Origin of the sequence: Paenibacillus chondroitinus NBRC 15376, from assembly GCF_004000765.1 — a bacterium.
Taxonomy (GTDB): Bacteria; Bacillota; Bacilli; order Paenibacillales; family NBRC-103111; genus Paenibacillus_E; species Paenibacillus_E chondroitinus.
This window is the reverse complement of record NZ_BILW01000001.1, coordinates 59,035-82,422: the sequence shown is the minus strand read 5'-3', so window position 1 is coordinate 82,422 and position 23,388 is coordinate 59,035. Positions and strand designations below refer to the sequence as shown.

At 45.1% G+C, this 23,388-nt stretch carries 23 protein-coding genes; 6 read left to right on the top strand and 17 right to left on the bottom strand.

What is annotated here, in order from left to right; genetic code table 11:
* Nucleotides 1-161: 161 nt before the first annotated feature.
* On the bottom strand, nt 162-1,205 hold the full coding sequence (locus PCH02S_RS00375) for a LacI family DNA-binding transcriptional regulator (RefSeq protein ID WP_127449004.1): 1,044 nt from the start codon (nt 1,203-1,205) through the stop codon (nt 162-164).
* A gap of 104 nt (nt 1,206-1,309) precedes the next feature.
* Here PCH02S_RS00375 and PCH02S_RS00370 point away from each other — a divergent pair, with 104 nt between their 5' ends.
* Nucleotides 1,310-2,143 carry a sugar phosphate isomerase/epimerase family protein gene (locus tag PCH02S_RS00370; RefSeq protein ID WP_127449002.1) on the top strand — a complete coding sequence of 278 codons (834 nt, stop codon included), beginning with the start codon at nt 1,310-1,312 and terminating at the stop codon, nt 2,141-2,143.
* Nucleotides 2,144-2,223: 80 nt separating this feature from the next.
* On the opposite strand, the gene PCH02S_RS00365 is transcribed toward PCH02S_RS00370, so the two are convergent.
* The 11 genes from PCH02S_RS00365 to PCH02S_RS00315 all read right to left on the bottom strand — a co-directional run bounded on the left by PCH02S_RS00365 (nt 2,224) and on the right by PCH02S_RS00315 (nt 13,699).
* A complete protein-coding gene (locus PCH02S_RS00365) occupies nt 2,224-3,423 on the bottom strand; it encodes an MFS transporter (RefSeq protein WP_127449001.1) in 1,200 nt (399 codons plus the stop codon).
* A 61-nt stretch (nt 3,424-3,484) separates the two neighbouring features.
* Nucleotides 3,485-4,084, bottom strand: coding sequence for a TetR/AcrR family transcriptional regulator (locus PCH02S_RS00360; RefSeq protein WP_127448999.1), 600 nt, complete (start codon nt 4,082-4,084; stop codon nt 3,485-3,487).
* A gap of 106 nt (nt 4,085-4,190) precedes the next feature.
* Entirely contained in the window at nt 4,191-5,381 is a 1,191-nt protein-coding gene (locus PCH02S_RS00355; protein ID WP_127448998.1) for an oxalate decarboxylase family bicupin, read from the bottom strand.
* Between the two features lie 167 nt (nt 5,382-5,548).
* Entirely contained in the window at nt 5,549-6,220 is a 672-nt protein-coding gene (gene deoC, locus PCH02S_RS00350; RefSeq protein WP_127448996.1) for a deoxyribose-phosphate aldolase, read from the bottom strand.
* Between the two features lie 30 nt (nt 6,221-6,250).
* Nucleotides 6,251-7,207, bottom strand: coding sequence for a sugar-binding transcriptional regulator (locus PCH02S_RS00345; protein WP_127448994.1), 957 nt, complete (start codon nt 7,205-7,207; stop codon nt 6,251-6,253).
* A gap of 182 nt (nt 7,208-7,389) precedes the next feature.
* Nucleotides 7,390-7,707: an NIPSNAP family protein gene (locus PCH02S_RS00340; protein ID WP_127448993.1), complete on the bottom strand. Its 318-nt coding sequence runs from the start codon at nt 7,705-7,707 to the stop codon at nt 7,390-7,392.
* A gap of 39 nt (nt 7,708-7,746) precedes the next feature.
* Entirely contained in the window at nt 7,747-8,700 is a 954-nt protein-coding gene (locus PCH02S_RS00335) for an aldo/keto reductase (protein ID WP_127448992.1), read from the bottom strand.
* Between the two features lie 61 nt (nt 8,701-8,761).
* Complete coding sequence (locus tag PCH02S_RS00330; protein WP_127448991.1) at nt 8,762-9,961, bottom strand: MFS transporter; 1,200 nt, start codon at nt 9,959-9,961, stop codon at nt 8,762-8,764.
* A 189-nt stretch (nt 9,962-10,150) separates the two neighbouring features.
* Nucleotides 10,151-11,893, bottom strand: a complete 1,743-nt coding sequence (locus PCH02S_RS00325; RefSeq protein ID WP_127448990.1) for an ABC transporter ATP-binding protein — start codon at nt 11,891-11,893, stop codon at nt 10,151-10,153.
* A gap of 195 nt (nt 11,894-12,088) precedes the next feature.
* Nucleotides 12,089-12,793, bottom strand: a complete 705-nt coding sequence (locus tag PCH02S_RS00320; RefSeq protein ID WP_127448989.1) for an aspartate/glutamate racemase family protein — start codon at nt 12,791-12,793, stop codon at nt 12,089-12,091.
* A gap of 15 nt (nt 12,794-12,808) precedes the next feature.
* Nucleotides 12,809-13,699 carry a LysR family transcriptional regulator gene (locus tag PCH02S_RS00315; RefSeq protein WP_127448988.1) on the bottom strand — a complete coding sequence of 297 codons (891 nt, stop codon included), beginning with the start codon at nt 13,697-13,699 and terminating at the stop codon, nt 12,809-12,811.
* Between the two features lie 117 nt (nt 13,700-13,816).
* On the opposite strand from PCH02S_RS00315, the gene PCH02S_RS00310 reads away from it, so the two are divergent.
* Nucleotides 13,817-15,007: an MFS transporter gene (locus PCH02S_RS00310; protein WP_246068878.1), complete on the top strand. Its 1,191-nt coding sequence runs from the start codon at nt 13,817-13,819 to the stop codon at nt 15,005-15,007.
* Nucleotides 15,008-15,237: 230 nt separating this feature from the next.
* Here PCH02S_RS00310 and PCH02S_RS00305 read toward each other — a convergent pair whose 3' ends face one another.
* Nucleotides 15,238-15,843, bottom strand: a complete 606-nt coding sequence (locus tag PCH02S_RS00305) for a TetR/AcrR family transcriptional regulator (protein ID WP_164819373.1) — start codon at nt 15,841-15,843, stop codon at nt 15,238-15,240.
* A 198-nt stretch (nt 15,844-16,041) separates the two neighbouring features.
* On the opposite strand from PCH02S_RS00305, the gene PCH02S_RS00300 reads away from it, so the two are divergent.
* The 4 genes from PCH02S_RS00300 to PCH02S_RS00285 all read left to right on the top strand — a co-directional run bounded on the left by PCH02S_RS00300 (nt 16,042) and on the right by PCH02S_RS00285 (nt 20,137).
* Nucleotides 16,042-17,199: a Gfo/Idh/MocA family protein gene (locus PCH02S_RS00300; protein ID WP_127448985.1), complete on the top strand. Its 1,158-nt coding sequence runs from the start codon at nt 16,042-16,044 to the stop codon at nt 17,197-17,199.
* A gap of 83 nt (nt 17,200-17,282) precedes the next feature.
* Nucleotides 17,283-18,029: a DsbA family oxidoreductase gene (locus PCH02S_RS00295; RefSeq protein WP_127448984.1), complete on the top strand. Its 747-nt coding sequence runs from the start codon at nt 17,283-17,285 to the stop codon at nt 18,027-18,029.
* A 4-nt stretch (nt 18,030-18,033) separates the two neighbouring features.
* Entirely contained in the window at nt 18,034-19,443 is a 1,410-nt protein-coding gene (locus PCH02S_RS00290; RefSeq protein WP_127448983.1) for an MFS transporter, read from the top strand.
* A 31-nt stretch (nt 19,444-19,474) separates the two neighbouring features.
* Nucleotides 19,475-20,137, top strand: coding sequence for an NAD(P)H-dependent oxidoreductase (locus PCH02S_RS00285; RefSeq protein WP_127448982.1), 663 nt, complete (start codon nt 19,475-19,477; stop codon nt 20,135-20,137).
* An 84-nt stretch (nt 20,138-20,221) separates the two neighbouring features.
* On the opposite strand, the gene PCH02S_RS00280 is transcribed toward PCH02S_RS00285, so the two are convergent.
* From PCH02S_RS00280 to PCH02S_RS00265, 4 genes are all read right to left on the bottom strand, one after another.
* On the bottom strand, nt 20,222-20,767 hold the full coding sequence (locus PCH02S_RS00280; RefSeq protein ID WP_127448981.1) for a glutathione peroxidase: 546 nt from the start codon (nt 20,765-20,767) through the stop codon (nt 20,222-20,224).
* A 183-nt stretch (nt 20,768-20,950) separates the two neighbouring features.
* Nucleotides 20,951-21,934 carry a glucosamine inositolphosphorylceramide transferase family protein gene (locus PCH02S_RS00275; protein WP_164819372.1) on the bottom strand — a complete coding sequence of 328 codons (984 nt, stop codon included), beginning with the start codon at nt 21,932-21,934 and terminating at the stop codon, nt 20,951-20,953.
* Between the two features lie 140 nt (nt 21,935-22,074).
* Entirely contained in the window at nt 22,075-22,422 is a 348-nt protein-coding gene (locus tag PCH02S_RS00270) for a helix-turn-helix domain-containing protein (protein ID WP_157324967.1), read from the bottom strand.
* Nucleotides 22,419-23,369, bottom strand: coding sequence for a hypothetical protein (locus PCH02S_RS00265; RefSeq protein WP_127448978.1), 951 nt, complete (start codon nt 23,367-23,369; stop codon nt 22,419-22,421). Before PCH02S_RS00265 ends, PCH02S_RS00270 begins: the two co-directional genes overlap by 4 nt.
* Between the last annotated feature and the right edge of the window lie 19 nt (nt 23,370-23,388).

Genomic DNA, 23,388 nt, shown 5'->3' with positions numbered 1-23,388 from the left:
GTTGAACACAAGGAGGTAATATGCAGAAAAACGACGCAAGTTTCACCCCCATCTTTGATGGCAAAACGCTAACAGGATGGCATTTCGTTCCCCGCTTGCCTGTTCCCCGCGCTCCCGGCGAACCTGGCCCTGATCCTACCACCGGGGAACGAAACAACTATTTAAATTCTTCGGCAAGATTCTCTGACCACAAGGCTGCAATCAACCGTGATTTCTTTTATATCCGTAGTCTTCTGTTCAATTTTTGTGATTAAACAGGAGGTCATGCGTTTCAACATATCGCTAAAATCAACACGAATCGTCGTCAAAGCGGGATGATGTTTTTCACTTAAGGCATGATCATCAAATCCAATCATGGATAAATCTTCGGGGACACGCAGCTTATGCTCTTTCAACGCCCGAATTGCACCAAATGCTACACTATCGTTCGCTGCAATGATCGCTGTTGGCAGATCCGTTTCTTGACTCATTAGTTTTTGTATAGCTTTATAACCGCTGCTCTCATGAAAATCGTTGCCATTCAAAACCCAGTTCGGATTCACCTGTAAGCCGCACATGCGCATCGCTGTTTTGTAGCCCTCATATTTGGTTTGGCCGGATAGACGATTCATATCTCCATTGATGACACCAATGCTAGTATGGCCAAGTCCTGCCAAATAGGCTACGGCCTGTTTCATGCCTGAATCATTATTAAATTTGGATACGATTCGATTCGGTTCAGGATGATCCGAAAGCGTTTGATCAACGATGCCGATTACAAAACCTTCATCTACTAATTCTTCAATGAACGGTTCATGAATGGCTGCTCCGATAAAGATGCCGCCATCGATTCTACGCTGGAAGAAAATCTCTTTTACGTTTTTGATCATTTCGGTATCCTTGGCATCACGAATAATGTGGGTAAGCACATAGTAGCCGTGCTCGGAAGCATGTTCGATAACACTAACGATAAGCATATTCGTCAGCATATCGCCGGATACATTCCCTTGCTCAATGAGAAACAGGCCAATCGTACGCGCCCGCTTCCCAGCAAGAACCTGGGCAGACACATTTGGGAAATAATTATATTGTTGTATCACTTTCAAAACCTTCTCGCGCGTTTCAGCAGGTACATTTGAATAATTGTTGATGACCCTGCTTACCGTGCTTCTGGAAACCCCGGCAAGCTTAGCAATCTCTGTGCTGTTGATCTCTGTTTTTTTCATGTTGCTCATCCTCTTTCGTGAACGCGTGTTTACGCACATCATACACATGCCTAGAAATCGTTGTCAATATTTTTTAATATCTATTCACAAAAGGTGGGGTTCCGATGCGTCTTGGCGGTCAAGTATTTCTGAATGAGAAAAACCCGGAGAATTGGGCGCTTGCCCTTAAAGAAGCAGGCTTTCGCGCAACAACTTGCCCAATTAGCGGTGAGGAGGATATCGGTGAGTTGGAAGATTATCTGACTTTGGCCAAGCGCTATGACATCCTCATCTCCGAAGTCGGCGCCTGGAGCAATCCAATCAGTCGAAATGAGGAAACAAGGCGGAAAGCCATTGCCTATTGCATAAAAAGGCTGGAGCTCGCAGAGCGGATCGGTGCACAATGCTGCGTTAATATAGCGGGATCCCGAGGAGAGCAATGGGACGGCCCGGATCCCGAGAATTTTAGTGAGGACACTTTCGAGCTGATTGTGGAAACAACCCGCGAAATTATAGACGCTGTAAAGCCTGATCGTACGGTTTTTGCGCTTGAGATGATGCCTTGGATTTTCCCGGATTCCGCAGATTCTTACCTTTCTCTCGTTCAAGCCATTGACCGTAAAGGCTTCGGGGTTCATTTCGATCCTGTGAATATCGTCACGAATCCACGTATTTATTATCGCAATGGTGACATGATTCGAGATTTTTTTGCGAAGCTTGGACCCTATATACGAAACTGCCATGCCAAGGATGTTCTACTGAGGGGCAAGTTAACCGTGCATCTGGATGAGGTTATACCTGGTCAAGGTCATCTGGACTATCGGACATTCCTCACAGAACTTAACAAGCTTCATCCCGATACAACGCTCATCATTGAGCATCTTTCAAGTAACGAAGCCTATCAGCAAGCTGCGGGGTATATCACAGAAATTGCCTCGGAGCTCAAAATCCCATTGTAAGAAAAAAACAGAGCCCGCTAACTCGCGGAGCTCTGTTCACCCTTTCTTTTCGTCGCACGTGTTCCTCATCAAAAGGATTATTAAGCCCCCTGCAAGCTGCGCTTTTTCGCTGCAACCGATAAAACGCAACAAATTAACAAGACCAAGCTCGCCAGCGTATATGGATAATTGACATTCAAATCTAATAAAAAACCAGCTGCAATAGGCCCAACAATATTACCAAGACTGGTAAAAGCGGAGTTCAAGCCGGCAACATAACCTTGCTGATCCTCAGCCACCATGGACAATTGGGTACTGATAGCGGGTCGTAAAACATCGATCGCCAAAAATACAACAAAGGTAACAGCAAAAATCATCCAGAATTGGTGCACGAATAGCGTCAGCAGAATAAACAAACCTGCAAAGAAAAGACAAAGAGAAATAACAAGCTGCTCCCCCAAACGATTCAATATCCAACTAAAGGCTGTGACTTGAATCACGGCGCCAGCTATGGAACCGAACGTTATGATAAAGGCGATATCCTTGGGCTGAAAACCAAATTTTCGATCCACAAAAAGTCCATAAATCGTTTCGTAATTAGCAAGCCCAAAAGACATTACAAAAACGATAATTAAACTTAAAAAATAGGGCTCTTTGTAAGCATTCTTCATTTGTGATAAAAGCCCTTTTTGTTCAACTGCCGCTCTAGGTGGAGTATCTGATATCTTCTCTTTTGCAGGAAGCGACTCCCGTAAAATAAACATGGTGATGCACGCCGCAAAAAGTCCCGCAGCCGCCGCGGAGTAAAAAGGTACGCGAATCCCAAATTCAGCGATATAACCGCCTATACCGGGTCCAATAATAAACCCCGTCGTAATTGAGGCTGTAATATACCCCATTCCTGCCGCTCGTTCTTCCGGAGTCGTGATATCTGCTGCGTAAGCCATAACGGCCGGCATGATCATGGCTGCACTGATGCCGCCTAGCATCCTGGAAACAAATAACAAGGCAGGCGAACTGGCTAATCCAAACATGCCCTCAGAGATGGCGAACACAATCATGCCAATGACAATCATCTTTTTTCTGCCAAATGAATCAGCCAAACGGCCGGCCAATGGCGAACAAAGAAATTGCGTCAGCGAAAACGAAGCAATCAACAACCCGATAACTCCTCCGGTGATCCCTAGACTATCCATAAATTTAGGCATAATAGGGATAACAAGCCCTATTCCCGAAAAGACTAGAAAAAGATTAAACATAAGTACTAATAAAGCGCCTTGATGTCTTGTCAATAATGTCATTTAAATTCCTCCCAATCTCGAAAAACACTGAATATATATTCAGTATTATTGCAAAAAAAAGCTAGCGGATGGGCTTGGCAATGCCCTGCAGGAACACATCCACAGCCAACCGATAGGTCGCTAGCGCTTCCACTCGTTCCATTCTCCGGCAATGCTGGCTTAACCCGAGCAGCAAGCTGTCCAAAATAATCGCGTGACCAGAGACATTCGAAATTTCGAATTCCTGATTATCGATTCCCTTTTGAAGCAATTCCCGATTAAAGTCAATGTACCCTTTAACCATTACGTTTATTCGCTCCTCCACATCCGGAGCTTTCTCTGCATTATTAAAAAACTCGTCAGCAGCTCTCGTCAACGGATGACTCAGCTGATCAAGCGCCAAATATTCAACCATGCCGTATAATTTATCGGTTGTCGTCAGGTACAACTTTTCTTTAACCAACCAATTACTATCCCATTCTCTGTTCCATTCCTCAAGCAAGTATAAAAAAAGCCCTTCCTTGTTCTTGAAGTGATAGTAGATGTTACCTGCGCTACACCCGACTGCTTTTACGATGTCTTCAATAGCGGTTGCTTTATAGCCCTTTTGAGCAAATAAAGCTCTTGCCGCGTCAGCTATCTTCTTTTTCGTTAGCTCGGTCTGCTGTTTCTTTTTATTCACACTTGCTTCACCGCTTTCTGGCTGACAGATCTGGACAATGAAAATCACCTATAATACTGAACATTCATTCAGTATTATAGGTGATTATGAACATCTTTGCAAACACTTATTTGTTCGTTCTTGGGTAAGAAATCCCCGGGTTTTTCACGATAAATTGTTTTTCTTTATTCAATGCCTGCATAAATTCAGGTCCTAGATTTAAATTTTGGGATACGATTTGAGAAGGTGTGAGCGCCATCCACTGATTCAATGAAACATCTTCAAAGCGGTCACTCCTGAACATCTCTAAAGCCCACACGCTTTCATTACCAGTGTTTTGAATATAGTGGCCGAACGCCCGCGGTACATATCCCACATCGCCAGCACGATAATTAAAAGTACGTGCCGTACCATTGGGAGCCATAACTGTCATGCGCGCTGTACCCGAGATATAATACTGCCATTCATCCGCGTTTGGATGCCAGTGCATCTCTCTCATGGAACCCGGTTTGATTTCAAGTAACGCTGCGGATATTTGAGTCGAAATAGGGAAATTTCTTGAATCCACGATACGCACTTCACTCCCGCCCGGGGTTATAATCGGCTCTTGTGCAAGCAGTCGGTGTTTAAAGGGCAGTGGCACGGTACCTTGAGGATCTGCCACCTGTTGACTTTCTATTGGACCTGGCACTTCGGATTGAAAAATGTATACCTGATGGTTCGGGATATTGTTAAAAGCACTTTGGGGAACGCCAAAATTCGCTGAAAGAACTTCCTTTGGTGTATGTGCGAAGAAATCAGAGATAGCTAATGTATTAAGATCAGAGAAATTACCGTCCGGGAAAACGAGCAAAAACTCCGTACCTTCCTCAAGTCCTTGAAGAGAATGCGGAATTCCTGGAGGGAAGTACCAGAGGTCTCCTACGCCTATGTCGGCAATAAAGTTCCTCCCGTTTTGATCGACGGATGTAATGCGTGTTCGCCCCACAAGCACGATCGCCCATTCCGCTTGCTGATGCCAATGCATCTCTCGCACACCACCCGGAGTCAGAGCCATATTCACCCCAGCAACCTCGGTCGCAATCGGAAGCTGTCTAACCGTCACTTCACGTGACCAACCACCGTGATTCAACTGCATATTCGTATCGGAAAAAGAGAATTTCAGATTGGGAAGCGAACCGGCATCGGTGACAGGAGAAACCAGCATGTCAGGATTCTCCTTGTCTCGCATAATGTCACGTGGTCCTAAATCCCACCAACCAGCCCCATCACCTCGGATCGGTTGAGGTATATTTTGATTCGGTGTATTGATTTTCATATATTTTGCACCCCGTATTCTAACCACTTCAAATTTGTCACTAGTTAAGTGCCTATCTTAAGTTATGAATACAGTCCGAAATTGGAAATTTGTCCTCCCGATTTGGTTAGCTCGAAACATAAAAAAAGGAACAGAACCAAATCCCACGGATTCGTCTGTTCCTTTTTTTAATAGCCTTGTCCTTTGCCGCCCGTAACGATGGCGATACTGGAGCTTGCACCAATCCGCGTTGCGCCGGCCTCAACGATCTTGCGAGCCGTTTCGAGATCGCGCACGCCGCCAGATGCTTTAACGCCCATTTCGGGTCCGACCGTTTTTCTCATTAAAGCAATATCTTCCACAGTTGCTCCGCCATGGCCAAAACCTGTCGATGTTTTCACGAAATCCGCTCCAGCTTCTTTGCAGATCCTACTAGCCGTTGCTTTCTCCTCATCGGTCAACAACCCTGTTTCCAAAATTACTTTAACGACCGCTTGGCCGTTGCTCGCTTGAACGACGCCTTCGACGTCTTTTTTCACGGTGTCCAAATCTCCGGATTTTAACGCGCCGATATTCAGCACCATATCCACTTCCGTCGCTCCGTTCGCAATGGCGTCGCGTGTTTCAGCCATTTTGGCGAATGTAGTAGTTGCACCTAGAGGAAAGCCAATGACGGTAGTAATGCCTACGCCCGAGCCCTCGAGTTCTTTCGCTGCAAGCGAGACCCACGTTGGATTTATGCAGACAGTAGCAAAGCTGTATTGTTTGGCTTCGCTGCAAATCTTCAAAATTTCACTTTTTGTTGCATCCGGCTTCAGAAGCGTGTGATCTATCATTTGAGCAATATCTTTATTTTCCATGGGATTTACTCCTTTTACTCTTCCAATTGTTTATAGTGATTGTTCATTGGCATAAGCCAATAGATGTTGTGCGGTAAATTGATCTGTAATCAATGTGTTCGTATAATTACCTTTGATAACACTGTAGATGGCTTCCACCTTCTTCATGCCGCCTGCGACGAGGATTGATTTCTCTTTCGTTCTCAATTCAGCGAGATCGATACCAATCGTACGAAGATTCAACTCTTCGCTGCACACTTGGCCTTCCAGATCGATAAATCTAGAGCAAATGTCACCCGTACCCTTCGCGTGGATGATCTCCAGATCGGCTTCGGAGAAATAATTCGCCTTGATCAGCACCGAATCTTCCGAAGGTACACCAACGGTGAACACCGCGATATTCGCACGCTTGCCAATTTCAAGAATTTTGCGGATATGCCGATCCGCCTCGATCGCCTGCTTCACAACCGCATGATCCACAATTGCTGGCAATGGCAATAAATGCGGAGTAGTGTTAAACGCATTGCCAAAAAGATGAATAATCTCGGAAGCGTACGTATTCGTCTCCGAATAGCTGACACCACCGTTCAGTTGAACAACAGTCACATCTTTCACAAGCTTATTCGGCAAATGAGTGGCTACCTCGTAGAGCGTTGTTCCCCAAGTCATCGCGATCGTGTCGCCATCCTTCACGACTTCATCTAAATATATAGCGGCTGCTTCCCCAATATATTTCTTAACGATATGATCTTCATATTCAGGGACCGAAGCGACGACCGCCTTTTTGAGCTGGAACTTTGCTTCCAATTGTTCGGCTAAAAGTTCTTTATTTTCGGTCGGATCCATAATTTTGATCTGGACTATTCCCTCTTCTTTTGCCTGCTGCAAAAAACGGGATACAGTCGGACGAGATACGCCTAGCTTCTTGGCTATATCTTGTTGACTATAATCCAATTGGTAGTACATGCGAGCCGCATCTACAATTTTCTCCAGTTTGTCTCCGCCCATGTATTTCCGCCCTCTTCATACTTTGAAATTATGTTCATGAATTATTAACATAATTTCATATCTATTATAACTCAACTTTTTACACTTTCAAATAATGATCTCACACTTTTTTTCAATTAATTGGACATATAAAAAAGAACCCGGCAAGATACCTAGCCTGGGCTCCTCAATATTCGCACTAGTCAAAGCACGAAGTATTCCGCTCTTTTCATAAAAATCTGCTCGACTGATGCAACAATTTTCCCGTCCTCTTCAGATTTCTGCTTTACTTCGTTCCACTCCTTGTCCTGCGAGAAAACTTCCCATTGTCTTGTTCTTTCTTCCATACTTTCATATTTCATCGTGTAATAGAGCTTGGGCTGCTCCTCCAAATCCTCCCAGAAATCACACACCTCCATGCCTAGTCTGGCAAAAATGCCAAGCGTATGATCGGAGAAACGCTTTCGAATCGCATCGATTCTTCCTGGATGAATGGTATAGATTCTCAATTCATATATCACTCAGTATTCACCTCCATCTTCTCATGATTTCGATCTACCTCAAAACGGAGGCGAATAAACAAAATCTTTACTTACTTCATCAAGCGCTTTCAGAACGTCCTCGGTAAGTTCAAGATTAACCGCCTTCAAATTCTCATCGATTTGGGATTCACGGGTCGCCCCGGCGATAACTGTGCTTACTGCAGGTTGGTGCAACAACCAGGCCAGCGAGAGAGCCGTGGCCGATGTGCCGATCTCCGCCGCGATCTTCGCCACCTGCTCCCCAACCTCCACACGAGCGGAGTTCACACGCCGCACGAAGTTAGGATTCATGTCCAACTGTGATCCGCTTGGTACAGAACCTCCCGAATATTTCCCTGTAAGAATTCCTCCTGCCAGTGGGAAATAAGGAATAATGCCGATTCCCTGATCCACGCAGAATGGAAGGAGCTCCCTTTCCACGCCGCGGTCAACCAATGAATAGCCGGGCTGCACCGAAACATACTTCACCAGCCGCTCCTTTTCGCTGATCGACAAGGCTTTCATCATTTGCCAGGCTGCATAATTTGAAGCGCCTACATATCTCACTTTTCCGGACGTTACCAAATCGTCCAAAGTACGGAGCGTCTCTTCAAGCGGAGTCTTCGGATCAAAAACATGAATCTGATACAAGTCAATGTAGTCTGTTCGCAAGCGGCGCAAACTTCCTTCGAGTTCCTTTAGAATATGTTGACGTGAGGAACCTCTTGTGTTCGGGCCTTCTCCTCGTTGTATCCCCACTTTTGTCGCAAGGAGCACTTCGTGGCGCCGTCCTTCAAACGCTTCTCCGATGATCTCTTCCGATTTCGTGCCTGTATAAATATTCGCAGTATCAATAAACGTAATCCCATGATCCACTGCATGATGCAGGACTCGAATCGAGGTATTTTTGTCTGCGCGCCCCCCAAATGCATTTGTCCCCAAACCCAGCACCGAAACTTCCAATCCGCTTGTCCCCAAATTCCGATATCGCATAACGAATCCCTCCAGATTTTAGTTTTACGAACTTTTATTGCTCGGGAAATATTTCAAGTGTTCACAGTTGCTCGATGACGATCGAATTTCTCCTATTCAATCGTCTTTCCCTGTATAACACCATTCCGATAATAAGTAACGATAGCGCTACAAGCGAGCTTGGTATGAAGAATATTTTCGGCGTTATCCCCTGAATGAACAGAGGCAAGAAATATCCGATTAAAGAAGCTGTTTGCGAGATGAACACGTATAGGCTTGCCCCAAATCCTGTTCGGCTTAAAAACATCCGCTGCACATACCCCATGGCAACTCCGTACAGAATCGAAACAAAAAACGAATACATCGGCTGGACGGCAAAGAAAACAGGAAGCGAGGTACTGCTCGTATACGTCAAATAGGTGGCGAGTGCGAAACAACCGCCGAGTAAAATAATCTTCTTGCTACCGTACCGTGCCGCCAAGTATCCGCCCAGTGTCATGAAAAACAGCTCGAATACCGCCTGTGCGCTCCATATATAAGACATAATCTCCGGCTTACCGAACAACTTTAATACGACAAGCTGTAAATATAAGCCTCGAATGGCATCGGCACAAGCGAGCATAAGCAGGGCAACCAGCATAACAATGGAGAACGGTTCTCCCCTCACAGCTTGCTTTACTCCCGGTTCACCCGTTGTCTCTTTGTACACCAGCAAGAGAACGACCAAACTTACATAGCCGGCCAAATTTCCCCACAGCACGCCTTTAAACGTTGCAATAAGGAAGATGTTTGCTCCCAGCAGCAGCCCCGTAAAAAAACCAATACTATACGTGGCCCGAAGCCATATTTGAGCCATCTCCACAATCTCACCGGCACTGCGGGCAAAATGATTTCTAGCCATGCCGAACAGCTGCCCCATAATCAATCCGGACGGTGCAACGGTTATCGTCATGCCAATGAGCGCACTCCGAAAATCGGATGCATTCATGTAGATGAACAATCCGATGATGCAAAGAATGGCGGCTATGACCGGGAGCTTTTTCTTGTTCTTCAACCGGTCACTGATCCATCCAACAGTAATCGTAATGGCCATATTGCAGAACAGGGCTACCGCGAAAACAGCAACGATCTGATCTTTCGAAAGCCTTACACTCTCGTTGAGATACACAGCGTTCATTGGCGCTAAAATACCGGTTCCTATGCCGTAGAGAAACAACATAGTAAGCAGCGTTCTCGCTCCGGGGATCGAAACAAACTTGCGAACATCACGAATGATTTGCATGTCTACCTCATCATTTATTCTTTATTATCAATTATAAATAGTCATTCCTGTTATGAGAAGGAGTAAATAATTTTATACTAAGTTACCTAGAGTTAAGTGGAGCTGAAGCGGCAAATAAAAAAACAGATACATTCCAAATAGTGGAAATACCTGTTTTTAAAAGAAGGCCGATTTGGGGTTTGAGCGCGTTTATACTTGTAGTTCAAACTGTTTGGCATACAGATGGGCATAAACGCCATTTCGTGCCAGTAAAACTTCGTGCGTACCCTGTTCCATAATACCGCCTTCTGTCAATACGATAATGCGTTCGGCATTACGGATCGTGGATAGTCGATGGGCAATGACAATCGTGGTGCGCCCTTTTGCTAATAAATCCAGCGACTCCTGGACCAGGCTCTCGCTTTCGTTATCAAGTGCGCTTGTAGCCTCATCTAAAATAAGAACGGGCGGATTCTTTAAAAATACGCGAGCGATGCTTAGCCGTTGTTTTTGACCGCCTGACAATTTAACGCCTCGCTGCCCGATCTCGGTATGGTAACCGTTCGATAAATTCATGATAAAATCATGGGCATTCGCGCGTTTCGCTGCCTCGATAATTGCGGCTTCGTCCGCATCCGGGTTTCCGTAGCGGATATTGTCCATCACCGTTCCCGCGAAAAGGAAGATATCTTGCTGCACGACCCCGATATGATTTCTTAATGACCTCAGTTCGAGGTCCCGGACATTAATTCCATCTAACAATACATCCCCATTCGTTACATCATAAAAACGGGGGATCAGGGAGCATAATGTCGTTTTCCCCCCACCGGACGGTCCTACTAGCGCCACATACTCTCCTGGCTGCACACGAAGCGACACATTTTCCAGTACAGGTTGTAAGTGGGCATCATATCGGAAGGATACCTGCCTAAACTCAATTTCCCCCTGTACTTCCTGGAGTGTCAAGGCATTCGGTTTGTTGGCAACCGCTGGCTTCACATTCTTGAGTTCCATAAACCGCTGGAAGCCGGTTATCCCTTCTTGCAGCTGAGAGCTCATATGCGTTAGCCGTTGTATGGGTTCAATCATAAAGCTGATATATAGCAAGAAAGTGATCAAATCCGCTATATGGAGCGTAGCGCGTACGATACTGGCACTGCCAAAAATAATCACCGTAATGCTAATCAGCTGGATGATCGACTCCACAGCGTTGTAGAAATACGCTTCCGCTTTGTATGTTTTCTTTCTGCTATCGAGAAAATGATTATTGGTCCGCTCAAACTTTTCGATTTCGACATGTTCGTTAGCGAACGACTGGACGACGCGGATGCCCAATAGGCTATCCTCTACCTGAGCATTTACGTCCCCGATTCGTTCCTTGTTATTTCTAAGGGCATGATTCAACTTCTTATTAAAATACAATGAAAAAGCGCCTAAAAACGGAAAGAAACAGAACACAGCTATCGTTAAGTTGGCGTTAATGGAAAATAAAATGAAAAATGCTCCTAAAAAGCGGACAAGGTATTTCACATAGTCTTCTGGACCGTGATGGTAGAGTTCAGAAAGCAGCAGCAGGTCATTCGTTATCCGAGACATGAGCCTGCCCGTCTTTTCCTTATCATAAAAACCAAAGGAAAGCGTCTGCATATGTACAAACAGCTCGCTGCGCAAATCTCTTTCCATGCGTGCGCCAACTTCATGACCTTTGTAATCTACAAAGTAATTCCCGATATTTTGGATCGCGACTAAAACAAGCATCAACCCGCCAATTTTATACACGCTGCTTAATGCTGAGGACAAATCCCCCTTCAAAACGTCTTTCGTTATATGCTGAACGAGCAGCGGAAACAGCAGCGTCACAGCAGAAACGATAAAGGAACAAGCCAATACACTAAGAAATAAAGGTAGATAGGGTTTGTAATAAGAAAAAAACTTTTTCACTGGAAAACGCATGGTTTTACCCCTTTTTCGTGTTATTTAACTAACACATCAAAGGGTGTACACCGCTAACATTTTAAGTAAGGGCTCCACCCTTAGATGTTGGTACGGTGATATAAATCGTTAAGTTTTCCATGTAAAATGCCTCCTCTATTCATTGATGCTTTGATTATAAGCGATATCTGTCGGGAATAGACCCGTATAATTTAGTTATATACATTTATTACTAATTGCAAAATCTACGGCATATTCCGCATGGATTTTCGTTGTATCGAATATAGGAACTTTGCAGTCCGATTGAGATATTAACAGAGTGATTTCCGTGCAGCCGAGGATGACCGCTTCCGCCCCATCTTGGACAAGACGAGAGATTATCGCCAAGTAGGACTGTTTCGAATTTTCATTCATGATGCCAAGACAAAGTTCCTCGTAGATAATATCATGTACAATCTTCCTGTCTGCTTCATCTGGAACGATTACTTGGAGTCCAAACTTTTCAGTAAGTCTACCCTTATAAAAAGCTTGTTCCATCGTAAAAGCAGTTCCTAGTAAAGCGACTTTTTTTATGCCACATTTGACAATTTCCCTTGCCGTTGCGTCAGCAATATGCAGTAAGGGGATGGATACCGATTCTTCTACTTCTTTTGCCATCTTGTGCATCGTATTCGTACATATGACGATGAAATCTGCACCACCTGCTTCGAGTTTTTGAGCTGATTCCATCATGATGTTTGTAGCTTCATCCCATTTTCCTTCATGTTGCAGCGTCTTGATTTCGTGAAAATCCACCGAATACATTAGGCTTTTTGCGGAATGATGCCCACCTAGCTTTTCCTTTACACGTTGATTGATAATTTGGTAATAAAGCAAGGATGATTCCCAACTCATTCCACCTATCAGTCCTATCGTTTTCATAGCTAACACCTCATCTCATAGTTGGGTCTCTTTGGATAAACCCTCAAAATATTCAACAACAACCTCATGAAAATCCAGAGCTGCCGGTGATATGTAACGACTCTTATGCCACAATAATGCGATTTTCCGCACCACTTCGTGTGTCTCTACTTGCAAATATTTGATTTGTGCTCGATCATTTCTAGCCGTGCTTGGTATGAAAGCTATGCCAATTTCGGCTTCCACCAGATTGACCAGCCTTGCCGGTTCATCCCCTTCGTACACATAATGAGGGGTGAATCCAACCGATTTGCACACGGGGTCCATTAAATCACGCGTACCGTAGCCAACCTTTAGCCCGACAAACCATTCATTCTTCAGCTCGCTCAAAGATACGCTGCTTCGCTCCGCCAGCCGATGCCCCATCGGAACGGCAACAAGGATAGGGTCGATGAAGACGACTTGACATTCGATCTCATCCCGTTCAACAGGAGGCGAGGACAAGCAATAATCGACCTCACCTCGCTCCAGTAGCATAATCATTTCTTGTGTAGTCAGCATTTGGACATGAAATTGAATATTCGGCCGCTTTTTTCGATACTTCCGAAGAATGTCGGGTAATACGCTTGCGCTGGTTACTCCTAATTCAAGTGCGCCATGATCGGGGCTGGATAAATCGCTGAGCTCCTGCTTCCCCTGCTCCAATTCGAACAAAGCCCTTTCTGCACGCCGAAGAAATCTTCTTCCGAACTCGTTTAATTGCAACTTCCTGCCGATTCGATCGAATAGCAAGACGCCTAAATCTTCCTCCAGGCGTTGAATCGTTTTGCTTAATGACGATTGTGTGACGTGCAGTTTCCGGGCAGCTTCGGTCACATGCTCTGAACGAGCGACCGCGAGAAAATAGTGCAGTTGAAGAAGTTCCATTCCGTACACCTCATTCATTCCTTCTAATCAATGAGATTATAGCATGAAATGCATTGGAATAAATAATTCATTTCAAGTACGATGACAATAGGGATTCCAAAGAAAGGATTGAGCGTCATGAATCGTAAATTCGTTGTTTACCTTGTTGCGTTTGCTGCATTTCTTGGACCGTTCACGCAAACTATTTACACTCCGGTGTTACCCGAGGTTGCCAGTCAGCTCCACTCCACCGCATTCGTCGTCAACTTGACGATTTCCGTGTTCACCTTATTTCTTGCCATGATGCAGGTGATTTATGGTCCGCTCACGGATTTAAAGGGGCGCCGCAAAGTCATGCTTTTCGGAATAACCTTGTATGTTATCGCTTCGGTTGGTTGTTTCTTCTCTGACACGATAGTGCTGCTGCTGGTCTTCCGAGCACTGCAGGCGATCGGCATCGCTGCGGGATCTGTCGTGGCCGTTACGGTCATCAGCGATTTATTCGAAGGAAGAGAACGCGGCCAAGCGATGGGAACCTTTCAAATGCTGGTTTCGTTAGGCCCTGTGCTTGGGCCGGTCATCGGCGGCTTCCTAAGCGGACTGTTCAATTTTCATTCCGTATTTCTCGCGCTTGCGGCAACGGGGATGCTTGTGTTGGTTTTCAACTACCTTTATTTGAAAGAAACGAAGCCGGACAACATCGAAGGCGGGCGCTTTCAACTGCGGGATTTTGCAGGCATTCTTCAGAATCGAATCGGATCGTCCATCATCTATCTTGGGTTCATTCAATATTACGCGTTTTATTATTTCCTGGTCTTCTTACCGAATATTTTAACCGAGCGTTACGGCTTGTCAGCTGAGCAAAAGGGGCTTGTCTTTCTGCCGATGTCGCTTGGCATCGTGGTTGGCAGTTATTTGGGCGGGAAAATTCAAACAAGGATTGAAGGGGAAAAGCTGCTCGTTCTGACGACTTATTTAAATGCAATTTCAATACTGTTTTTCCTGATCTTCTACGCAATTTCTTTACCATGGCTGTTGGTTGGCATTATTTTATTTGGCTTATTTCTCGGACTCTCGCTTCCGGTGCAAACCACGCTGCTGACCGGAGCGTTCACGAAAAACCGTGCGACCGCTGTTGGAGCGTACAACCTTTTCCGATATATGGGAATGGCTCTCAGCCCGATCGTAGGCAGCCTGTTTTATCGTATCGGCGGCTATTACTTGTTGTATGGTTTTATCGTGGTAGCCTTTCTGGCCTATGCCTTTCTGTTATCGCGACGTCTCCTTGGCGCACAAGTAACGAGTAGTCCGTCCTTTGAAAAAGGATGAGTTCGTTTCATTCCTTCTTCTTATCCTTCAACCTTCGTTTCTAATAGAAATCCCGCCCGATGGAGTGACTCCGCTCGGGCGGGATTTGTTTTACCTTTCACACAACCTGGCGGCTATTTTTCGTCCTTAGAACTGCCACAGCAGGAGTTGGTATTTGGCCAGACATAGAACAGCCGCCTACTTTGCGTAGCTGGCTGTTTTTTTGCGTTTTAAAAGCAATACCATGTTCATCACTTATGGAAGAGCGGCTCAATAAACACGTGAAAGAGCTTGTTTTTAATCTCTTCTGGTGAATAACCGCGATGCTGCCTTTGGAAAATATAAACATCAGGACGCAATATCGCCATGATGGCATCTGCCGTAAAAACAGGATCGAGGGCGAGGTTCTCGGTATTCTTCGCGACCTCGTTCAATAATTGGACGATAACGGAATGAATGGATTCGTAATGCTCTGAATAGAAAGGAACGTTTTGCTGCTCATCACCGCCACTGTTCGCCTGGATGGCTGCAAGAACGGGAGAATGCGTCTCAAGCGACTCCAAATGATACAGAAGTACGGTTTCCAAACGATCTTTAATCGGGCTGGAAGTATGGTCTCCTAAAAATGATTGGATCCGATCGTAGTTCTGGTTGCAGCTTTCGCCGATGAGATCCCAGCACAATTCCCCTTTGTTGTTATAGCTTCGGTAAAGTGTGCCTTGACCGACTCCAGCTTCTCGGGCGATCTGACGCATGCTGACATGCTCGACCCCATATTCAGCGAATAAAGCAGCTGCCTTTTCTAAAATGACTTGTCTGCGTATTTCCGCATCTTTGCGAAGGTTTTTCTCCAACATTAGATTTCCCCCCATTTTTTAATATTATCCATTTGACAACCGGACCACGTTCCGGTTATATTGTTTAACAAGCGGACCGCAGTCCACTAACGAGCTCGAATAACTCTTATTAGAACATATCTTATCCATCTTGTACAGGTGGGTCAATATCGTTAGGGAAGGTTCGCGATTGCCAATTAGATTAGAGGAGGAACTACAATGTCCAATCATCAACAGCAAGCCAATCATAAGAAAATCGGTGTAGGTATTATCGGAGCAAGTCCGTCCAACCCAGGGTGGGCTGTCGCAGCGCACATTCCGGCGGTTCAAGCGTTGCCGGACTTCCAACTGGTTGCGGTGAGCACGAGCAACCGCGAATCCGCAGAAGCGGCTGCCGAAGCGTTCGGTGTTCCTGGATTCGATAATTACCAGGATTTGATTCAGCATCCTGACGTAGACCTTGTCGTGATCGCTATTAATGTGCAATACCATTACGATATCGCGCGAGCTGCTATTGAAGCAGGCAAAATGGTATACAGCGAATGGCCTCTTGGCATGTCCACGGAACAGGCGCAAGACTTGGTGAACCGTGCTAAGGAGGCTGGCGTTCGGACGTTTATTGGCTTGCAGGCGCGTTACTCTCCGGCAATCCAACACGCCCGCGATTTGATCACTCAAGGCTATATCGGCAACGTGCTCGCAACTACATTATCTGGTACAGCCTTGATCTGGGAACCCGTTACGATCCAAAAATTCGCTTATACGTACGACGTGAATGCCGGTGCGACCATGTTGGCGTCCGCAGGACTTCACGCCATCGACGGGCTAAATTACGTGCTCGGCGATTACGATAACGTGTCCGCGAAGCTTGAAGTCCGTCACCCGGAAGTTCAAATCGCGGATAATGGGACGACACTTAAAGTGACGGCTCCGGATCACATGGCCATAATCGGCACGCTTGAAAGTGGCGTGTTAGCGACAACCTTATACCGCAGCGGAACTTCGCGGGACTTCGACTTGCGTTGGGAGATCATCGGCACAGACGGCGAGCTTGTCATCACCGCCGATTTCAACGGAAATATGCAAAATACCGAGCTGAAATTGAGGGGCGGCAAAGGCGAAGACAAGACGCTCGGCGAGATCGTCATTCCAAGCCAATACACCGAAGATATTGAATCGATTCCCGAAGGGCCGGCAAGATCAAGCAACATCGGGAAATTTTACGCGAGCTTGGCTAAAGATCTTCGCGAAGGCACGACTGAAACGCCGGACTTCGCTCATGCTCTCAAACGCCACCGGTTATATGACACGATCATGACGGCTTCCCGTACCGGCGTCGAGCAAAAAGTGAATGAAACGAACACGACATCTCATTAAAACATAACGAGTAAGATGCAACCGGAGAGGAGAGAGTATTTCTCCTTTCCGGCAAAAAAACATCCAGAAAGCGGGAGAAATCCATGAAGATAGAGGTCTGGACGGATATTGTGTGTCCATATTGCTATATAGGAAAACGGAAGTTTGAAGAAGGGTTAAAAAAGTTCGAGCATCGCGATTCAGTGGAAATTGTATATCGCAGCTTTGAACTTGATCCGCACATGGCGGTTCACATAAACGATGATATTTATGGGCTATCCGCCAAGAAATTCGGATCGACGAGAGCACATATGAAAGCTGTACATGATGATATCTCAAAGCGTGCAGAACTAGACGGTTTGACGTTCAATTATGATACTGCGATACACACGAATACATTTAGTGCGCACCGTCTACTTCATTATTCGGCGCAATTCGGAAAAACGAACGAATTGTTGGAACGGTTGTACAAAGCCTACTTTACCGATTCCTTGCATATCGGGGACGCGAATACACTCGTGATGATTGCCGTGGAAGTCGGATTGGACGCTGCTGAGACAGCCGCGATGCTAGACAGCGAGCAATACGCCGCCGAGGTAAGAGCGGACGAGCTTAAAGCTCAGAAGTTAGGTGTTCGAGGCGTGCCTTATTTCTTAATGAATGGAAAATACGCCATCTCTGGGGCGCAGACGAAAGAAGTATTTGTCGAGGCGCTAGAGAAAGCTTGGGCGGAGGAGCATCCCGTCGTTCAATTTCGTTCCGCAGCTGGGGATACGGAAGAGCTCGCCTGCCTAGACGGTTCATGCGCAGTGGAGCACCAAGAATTAAATAAACGAAAAGAGGAGGGTTAATTACGTGGGTGATCGGATTTCTAAAGCGAATATGTTGTTATTGATTTTAGTATGTCTTGCGCAATTTTTGGAAGTCATGAATTCTTCCACGGTGACCGTGGCGTTACCGGCGATCCAATCGGCGCTGCATATGAATACAAATAGTTTACAGTGGATCGTCACGTCATATGTCCTCACCTTCGCTTGTTTTCTGCTTATCGGCGGACGTGCAAGCGATTTGATCGGGAGGAAACGCGTGTTAACGCTCGGTTTAGCGATTTTCGCGGCTGCTTCGCTCGCCGGCGGATTCGCGATGAATCCGGTTTGGCTCATTGCGAGCAGGGCGATTCAAGGGATCGGCGCGGCGCTTTCTATTCCTGCGGCCATGTCGTTGATCAGTACGTCGATTCCAGAAGGCGCGCAACGGAATAAAGCTTTTGCTATCTTCGGCGCATTAGGTTCGGGCGGCTTCGCTGCGGGATCAATCGTTGGCGGGTTGCTGACAGACTCGCTCGGTTGGCGATCCTTGTTTTTCTTGAACGTCCCGCTCGGGATTGCGATCATAATCGGGTTAGTGTTTGTTAAAGAACGGCCGATGGAGCAAAAGAACAAGCAATCCATTGACTTGCCCGGCGCAATTACCGTGCTGTTAGGCATATTCATTCTCGTATACGGGTTGTCCATGCCTGATGTCGATGGCAGTTGGTCGACCACGAAAATCGTAACCTTAATCGTCGGATCGCTTATTCTGGTCGGATTCGTTTTCATCGAGAAATACGCCAAAAACCCGCTCATGCCACTCCGGTTGTTCCGTATCGGTTCGCTGGTATCATCGAATATTATCGGATTCTTAATGTATTCCTTCATGACCGCATTTATTTATTTCTCGACTCTGTATTTCCATGCGCTTGGCTATTCTTCATTAATAACGGGCTTGGCTTTTCTACCGCTCGGTTTATCGTCCGTTCTAGCCACGCAAATTACGCCTTACTTCATGCGTATATTCGGAGCGAAAATGTTGTTGATTGTTTCGCAGCTCGTTAATGCACTCGGCTTGTTCTGGTTAAGCACCATGTCCATGGACAGCGTCTATGCTGCATTTATTTTACCGGTCTTCATTCTATTAGGTCTCTCGACAGCAGCCGGATTTACGGCTATCATCGTAGGTTCCGTAAGGGATGTGCGACTTGAGGAGCATGGTGTAGCAGGCGGTATCGTAAATACGTTCTTGCAACTAGGAGGCAGCCTCGGATTGTCTATTCTGGCTACGGTCGCGAGCTCGGTGACGGCTTCGGCAACCGATGCATCGTCCAACGAAGCTATGCTGTCGGGATTTCAAACAGCATTAGTCGTTGGCGGCTGCTTCGCATTATTCGCTTTGCTCCTGGCCTTACTCAGCTTGAGAAAGAAAAAGGCAGCGTTGCTGCAAGCTTAAAAATTGTTAACCATACCAAGGAGGAAGCGACATGAATACGAGCGCGACAAAAAAAGAAGTGCTGGAAGCCTATCATTTTAGACATGCAACGAAAGCATTTGACCCAACCCAAAAAATATCCGAAGACGATTTCCAGTTTATCCTGGAAACAGGGAGATTATCGCCTAGCTCCAACGGTCTTGAGGCGTGGAAATTTCTAGTCGTTCAAAATCCGGAACTTAGGGAAGAGCTTCGGCCGTTCGCTTACGGCGCGTACAATCAACTGCCTACCGCGAGTCACATGGTCGTTATTCTTGCTCGTAAAGGACTTGTCCCGGAATCCCCATATATTTATGAACAGCTGACAAAAGTTAAAAAATATCCCGCTGAAATGGTGCGAAACAATGTGGGAGCATGGCACGATTTCTTCGATTCGTTCCATCTCGATAACGAACAAGCGAGAACAGCTTGGGCTTCTAAGCAAACTTATATCGCTTTAGGGAATATGATGACTTCCGCGGCGATGATCGGAATCGATTCTTGTCCGATCGAAGGCTTCGTACCTGATAGTGTCAACGAAATTTTGGCAAGACGGGGATTACTCGGTGACGACGAGTATGAAGTAAGCGTTATGGTCGCTTTCGGTTATCGGGCAAAAGAACCGCGTGATAAAACAAGAAGAACGATGGAGCAAGTATCCGAATGGATTCTGTAACGTCCGTAAGATCAAAATGTTTCAAACAAGTTTGATTTTGCATAAAAAGCCAGCAAACTCAAAAGTTTGCTGGCTTTCGTTATACTACAACAACGATGCAATTTTAGTGTCAATTTCAGAAGGCAACACCGTTGATTCGAATCTTTCTATGACTTGACCTTCACGATCAATTAAAAACTTAGAGAAGTTCCATTTGATCCCGTCTCCCATATAGATGTCCGGATATTTTTCAAGCAGAAACTCGTCCATCCATTGGCCGTCCTTGGTCTGCGTATCAAACCCTTTAAAAGGTGCTTGCTGTGTCAGATATTGAAATAATGGGTGGGTAGATGGACCTCTTACATCCGTTTTCTCAAACAATGGGAATGTGATCCCGAAGTTATGCTCGCAAAATACCTGTACTTCCGAATTGCTGGATGGCTCTTTCTCGTTAAATTGGTTGCATGGAAATGCTAGTATTTCCAAACCTTGTTCTCGCCGAGTTTCATAAAGATTTTGTAAATCAGCAAATTGACGCGAAAAACTACATTTACTTGCGGTGTTGACAATGAGAAGAACTTTCCCACTGTAGTCTGACAGATTGACCTGCTTTCCGTCTATCAGATTTGCTTGAAAGTGATAAATTGACATGGTAATGTTGTTCCTCCTCTTGTTCTGGTAATTATTGATATACTTATCATATTATCAAAGACACCTATTGGTCTAATATATTAAAGCGATTATCTTTATAGTTAAATCCAATAAAAGTTCCTCGCTTCACACTCAGCCATAAATAAAAAAAATCCGCGAACTCCGCGGATTAAATGCTGGTTACTACCATAACTGAGCAATAAGCTGCAATTTCTTAATAATAGTGCGAGAAAGCTTATAAGAGCTATAGAAAGGTCTGTTCATAAAGCGTTTAGTCTTCCAAGCGAGATAGTTTTGTTCTTTTAAAAAATGCCCGTCAACCGCGATCATCCACTTGTTATCCTTCGTTTGGAGATGATCGATATGATGCATGCCATCCTTACGCCAGCTTCCAAGTTGGCCCGACCCCGTCAGCAAACCAGGCTCTACGGCCTCCTCTGCATACTCTGTCTCACTCAGCTTCGTAATTCGAACAGCTCTAACCATCTTCCCGTATGATGGAACTCCATCTTGTGTAAACCGATAAATCTCCCCATCGTGACAAACCACTTTTCCCGCCGGTCGAGATATATGCAGATCATTTTTTATAATAGGATTACAGGGATGCTCCACCCATTCTCCGTCTATTCGGTCAGCAGAGAACAAATAAAGATTCCTTCCATCTTTGCTGCCAACGAACATCCACCACTTCTGGTCATGATAGAAAAGGGTCGGGTCCACAAACGGGCCAGATAGCAGCTGTTTTTTCCTCTCCCAGTTATATGGAAATTGCATGGATTTATATAAAAATACGCCACCTGCTTCCGCCGACTCCGGCAGCATATAATAGTCATTCTCATATGTAAATACGTTTGGATAAGACAGGTGAAAACTCTCTTTAAGGACAACTCGGTCATAATGCCATTGTTCCCCGTCCGTACTGACAGCAACCGCAATTTCACCGCGTTCAGAATGTTTATTCAACACTTCAAAAAATACATAATACTTCGAACCATCCGAAACTACGAAAGGATCCGCTACAAACTCTGCCTCAACATCGGTAACATCCGTGCACTGAAGAGTAGGGTAGGTCAAATCAAGTGCGTTAGCTCTTTTTGGAAAAATCGTGTCACTTTCTATAATCTTGATCGACCATACAGCAAGCTCAATTTTTTTGTTAAGATTCAACAAAGTGCCTCCTCAGAAGAACGGTTATTCTAAATTATAAAGTTCTTCCAGAAATTTTTCAACTATTGATGAATTAACATTAACTTTATCTTCTAAAGTTGAATTTCACAACACAATTGAAAAATGAAAACCTTTCTTCCTTATTTTCGAAAAAATGAACGAAGCCAATCCGCCAGCAAATCTCCCTTCTTATAATAGATTTCATCTTTTACTTTATTGTTGATGGCACTCCATATTTCAAGTTCAGTTTCACTTAAGTTATGAACCTCATTTTGATCATCATCAACAAATTGGGCGAAGTAGTCCAAGGGAATTCCGTAGAACTTTGAAATGTTGGCCATGATTTCAAACGAGGCCGATTTTCTTTGCCCTTTTTCAAGCAGACTCATATATTGTAAGGTTATTCCGGTCGCAGAAGCCGCTTCTTCCAAGGTTAATCCTTTCTTTTTACGCAAACGTCTTAATTCTTGACCCAGTCGCTGACTCATTTGTATCCTCCTGTCGTAAGAATTCTTTTTAAATTGAATACATAATACCAACTGATTACCGCTTCTAAAATCGTGACCCATATTTCCTCAAGAAAGAGTGGGGACTTTTTGTATTTTCTTAACTCGCAGTGGATCCATTCATGCACCAGCGTATCCAGTTGCTCCGGATAATCCAGTTTATGATCAATCACAATGATACGTTTGTTTGGATAATAGACTCCCTTTACGGAGCCCAAATCCATCAATAGAACCTGCAGCTGAAGTCTTGTACCAATGTGAGAGATGAGCTGTTTGACATGTGATTCGTTCACTTGCATCCTTCTTGAATGACAGACTTTAACAACAATTAAATACGCCAAAAAAGATGACATGACGACCGGATAATTGAAATAATTGAATACGGCCATATAAGGAAAAATGACACCGATTTCAAACCAGGTCGGTATGAAAGTTGAAACGACTGGCGAGGTGGTCAGCTTACCGGACTCAAAAAATGAGAAAAAGTAAGCGAGCACCCAGTTTACCACAAAAAGCAGAAATAAGGTTCCCAGCCGGCTGATGTAGGAGTGCGATGTCCAATTGTAAAAAGAATTGCCCAAAACAATGGTAATCAAGCTGATTGACAGGGACGGCAGCAGATCATACCAGATGCTAACCCTTCTTTTCAACCAAATGATCACCGCATCCGGAATAAGGTAGAAGAAACTATATAAAATCGAATGTTTTGCAAAAATAATGAGGCCGATCACGATGATAAAATAAGGCAGCCAAATCTTATTGAAAAGATGCATATAAATCCGTTCGATGATGGCTATTGATAGGAGGAATAAGACTAGCAGCCAGTTGATTTTTGCCGGGAAAGTGATGCTTTCAGAAACTATCACTAGCGCAATCGCTGGAAAAATGAATAAGTATGATTTTGGCCCCAGTAATTTTGTCTTATTCATGCATACCCCTTTGTATGAG